At 76.9% G+C, this 3,984-nt stretch carries 4 protein-coding genes; all 4 read left to right on the forward strand.

Translation table 11 applies throughout. The features are described from left to right. Positions 1 to 49: 49 nt before the first annotated feature. Entirely contained in the window at positions 50 to 982 is a 933-nt protein-coding gene (locus N866_RS16965) for a siderophore-interacting protein (RefSeq protein ID WP_052023200.1), read from the forward strand. 57 nt (positions 983 to 1,039) lie between these two features. Then, complete coding sequence (locus N866_RS16970) at positions 1,040 to 1,909, forward strand: ABC transporter ATP-binding protein (RefSeq protein ID WP_281173277.1); 870 nt, start codon at positions 1,040 to 1,042, stop codon at positions 1,907 to 1,909. A 160-nt stretch (positions 1,910 to 2,069) separates the two neighbouring features. After that, entirely contained in the window at positions 2,070 to 3,065 is a 996-nt protein-coding gene (locus tag N866_RS16975) for an ABC transporter substrate-binding protein (RefSeq protein ID WP_034228697.1), read from the forward strand. 40 nt (positions 3,066 to 3,105) lie between these two features. Further along, a partial coding sequence (locus tag N866_RS16980; protein WP_034228699.1) for an iron chelate uptake ABC transporter family permease subunit occupies positions 3,106 to 3,984 on the forward strand: 879 nt, incomplete at its 3' end.

Raw genomic sequence — 3,984 nt, forward strand, 5'->3', positions numbered from 1 at the left:
CGGCGGACGTACCCTGGCTCGTCCGTCCGCGTCGTCGTCGGGAGCACCCGTGAGCAGCACCGCCGGAGCCGGGACCGGCTCGCCCGCCACCCCGCCCCTCACCGCGCTCGTCCCCCCGTCGGTCACCCCACCCGCCACACCGCCTGCCCCCGCACCGACGGGGGGCGACTCGCCCGTCCGCCGCACGAAGCTGCCGCTGGTCGCCCGACGGCTGGAGGTCGTCCGGGTCGAGGACCTGTCGGCGTCGCTGCGCCGGGTCGCGCTCGGCGGTCCGGAGCTCGCAGGGTTCCGCGCGGACGGCCCCACCGACCACGCGAAGGTCTGGTTCCCTCCGGACGGGCGGCCCGACGACGCCCCGCTGCTGCCATCGGAGGCGGACGGCGCCTGGGTCGCCCCGCCGGGCGCGACGTGCCGCGACTACTCGATCCGCACGTTCGACGCGGCGGCCGGCGAGGTCGTGATCGACATGGCCGTCCACGCCCACGGACCGGCCGGCCGCTGGGCCGCCCAGGCCCGTCCCGGCCAGCAGCTCGGGCTCCTCGGCCCGAAGACCACCAAGGTCCCGCCCATGGACCGCGCCTGGTACGTCCTCGCGGTCGACGAGACCGGGCTCCCCGGGGCGCAGAGCTGGCTCGAGCAGCTCCCCGCCGGGCCCGCCGTCCACGTCCTGGCCGAGGTCGGCGGCCCGGCGGACGAGATCGCCCTGCCCGACCACCCCGGTGCGCGGGTGACGTGGCTCCACCGCGGCGACACGCCGGCCGGCACCTCGACGCTCCTCGCCGACGCCGTGCGGGAGGCGCTCACCGCCGTCCCGGACGACGCCGAGGGCTGGCTCTGGGCCGCGGCCGAGGCGACGGTCGTCCGCGTGATCCGAGGTCACGTCAGCGAGCGCGGGCTCGACAAGCGGTCCTGCTCGATGACGGGCTACTGGCGCCAGGGCGTCGCCGGCTTCGACCACAAGAGCGAGGGTGCGGAGTCCTGAAGAGGCGCCTCAGGACGCGACTTGCTCCCGAACGAAGGTAAGGCTTACCTTCCTTCTGTGACGCTCCTCGAGAACGCTCCGGCGCGCGCCGTGACCGGGTGGCCGGCTCCCGCGCTGCGCGGCGAGCACCTGCGCCTCGCGTACGGCCGCGACGCCGTCGTCGTCCACGACGCCACGGTGGACCTGCGGGCCGGAGAGGTGACCGTGCTCGCCGGCCCGAACGGCAGCGGCAAGTCGACCCTGCTGCGCGCGCTCGCGCGGCTGCACACCCCGACGGCGGGCACGGTCGCCCTGCCCGACGGCGACGCCCGCGCCCTCGACGCCCGCGCCTTCGCCCGCCGCGTCACCCTCCTCTCCCAGAACCGTCCTGTCCCGGGCGGCGTCACCGTCCGCGAGGTCGTCGAGTACGGCCGCCACCCGCACCGCCCGCGCTGGCGCGGCACCGACGACGACGGCCCGCGCGCCGTCGCGTGGGCCATGGGCGTGACCGGGGTGAACGAGATGGCCGACCGCCCCGCGGACGAGCTCTCCGGCGGCGAGCTCCAGCGCGTCTGGCTGGCCAGCTGCCTCGCGCAGGACACGCACGTCCTCCTCCTCGACGAGCCCACCAACCACCTCGACCTGCGCTACCAGGTGGAGGTCCTGGACCTGGTCCGCGACCTCGCGGAGGAGCACGGGGTCGCCGTCGGCGTCGTCCTGCACGACCTCGAGCAGGCGGCCCGCGTCGCCGACCGGCTCGTCCTGCTCCACCGGGGCGTCGTCGTCGGGGACGGGGTGCCGGAGGAGGTGCTCGCCGCGCACACGCTCACCGAGGTGTACGGGCTTCCGGTCGAGGTCTCGCTCGACGCCCACGGGCACGTGCGGATCCACCCCGTCGGTCGCACCCGCCGCCCGCCCCGCACCGCCCCGGGGACGCCCGTCCGCTGACGTCGCCGCACCCCGTCTGACGCCCGCGCGGCTCCCGGCCGCGGCCTTCGCCCTGCCCGCTCGCTCTGCCCTGCCCGCCTGCTCTGCCCTGTCTGTCTGCCCTGCCCCTGCCCAGCACCGACCCGACCCGACCCGACCCTGCCGAGAGGATCCCCCACCCATGACCCCCGCACGACGCCCCCGCAGCCTCGCCGTCGGTCTCGCCGCGCTCACCGCCGCCGCGCTCACCGCCTGCGGCACGACGGAGGACCCGGCCGCCGCGACCCCCGAGGACGAGCCGGCGACCGTCGCCGGGCCGGTCACCGTGACCGACGAGCGCGGCGAGGTCACCCTCGAGGCCCCCGCCCAGGACGTCGTGTCGCTCGAGTGGGGCCTCACGGAGAACCTGCTCAGCCTCGGCGTGGTCCCGGTCGGCCAGGCCGACGTCGAGGGCTACAACACCTGGAACACGGTCGTGCCCCTCGAGGGCGACGTCGCCGACGTCGGCTTCCGCGGCGAGCCCAGCCTCGAGGCGATCGCGGCGCTCGACGCGGACCTCGTCGTCACGACGACCGACCTGCCCGAGGACGTCATCGCGCAGATCGAGGAGCAGGTGCCGGTCATCGCCGTGCGCGGGTCCGACGCCACCGACCCGCTCGGGTACATGCGCGAGACCGTCGAGCTGCTCGCGGAGGCCACGGGCACCCAGGACCGCGCGACCGAGCTGCTCGAGGGCTTCGACGCCGCGATCGCCGACGGCCGGACGGCGCTGGAGGAGGCGGGCGTCGCGGGCGCGCCGGTCGTCATGGCGGACGGCTGGGACACCAACGGCGTCGTCTCGGTCCGCATGTTCACCGAGGGCTCCTACCTCGGCGCGATCCTCGGGGAGCTCGGCCTGGACAACGTCTGGCAGGGCGAGGGCGACCCCGACTACGGCCTCGCGACGACCGACGTCGAGGGCCTGACCGTGCTCGAGGACGTCGACTTCCTCTACCTGGTCAACGGCGCGTTCACCGACCCGTTCGGCGAGAGCCTGGCCGGCAACCCCATCTGGGAGCAGCGTCCGTTCGTCACCTCCGGCTCCGTGCACCGGCTCCCGGACGGCATCTGGCTCTTCGGCGGCCCGGCGGCGGGCGAGGCGTACGTCGACGCCGTCGTCGCGGCGCTGACCGACTGACGACGGCCCGGACGCCGACCCCGCCACCCGTCCCCGCACCGTGACCACGACCACCCCGGCCACCCCGGTGGGACCCCGTCGGGCACCCCGCCCGGGGCCGCCGACGGCGTCGCGCGCCCGCACCGCCGCCACGCGCGGCACCGCGTTCGCGCTGGCCGGGGTGGTCGTGGCGGTCCTGGCGGTCGTCGACCTCACGCTGGGGACCGCGGACGTCGGCGCGCTGGACCTGCTGCGACTGGTGACCGACCGGGACGACGAGGCGCTCGCCGTCCTCGTCGCGTCCCGGCTCCCCCGGGTGCTCGCCGCGCTGCTCGTCGGCGCGGCCCTGGGGGCGGCGGGCGCGGTGCTGCAGTCCGTCGCCCGCAACCCGCTGGCCTCGCCCGACACGCTCGCGGTCAACGCGGGCGGGTACCTCGCCGTCGTCGCCGCGGCGGTGCTCGGGCTCGCCCTGCCGCTGCCGGCGCGGGGTCTGCTCGCGTTCCTCGGGGGGCTCGCCGCCGCCGCGCTCGTCCTGGCCGTCGCCCGTGCCGGCGCGACCGGCCCCACCCGCCTGGTCCTGGCCGGGTCTGCCGTGAGCCTCGCGCTGGGCTCGGTCACGATGGTCCTGCTGCTGGTCTTCGCGCAGGAGACGACCGGCCTGTTCGCCTGGGGCAGCGGGTCGGTGGCGCAGTCGGGGCTGCGCACGGTGCTGCAGGTGGGGCCGGTGGCGCTCCTCGGCGTCGCGGCGCTCGTGGCGCTCGGGCGGCGCCTGGACCTCCTGGCCCTCGGCGACGACGCCGCGCGTTCGCTCGGGCTGGACGTGCGGCGCACGCGCGTCGTCGTCGTCGTGCTCGCCGTGGTGCTCGCGGCCGCCGCGGTCACGGTCGCCGGCCCCATCGGCTTCGTCGGGCTCGCGGCGCCGGTCCTCGCCCGGATGCTC

The sequence above is a fragment of the Actinotalea ferrariae CF5-4 genome, assembly GCF_000603945.1.
GTDB classification, from domain to species: Bacteria; Actinomycetota; Actinomycetes; order Actinomycetales; family Cellulomonadaceae; genus Actinotalea; species Actinotalea ferrariae.

Excerpts from the sequence above, each read along its gene's own strand:
- N866_RS16975 (WP_034228697.1), top strand. The coding sequence starts at position 2,070 with ATGACCCCCGCACGACGCCCCCGCAGCCTCGCCGTCGGTCTCGCCGCG.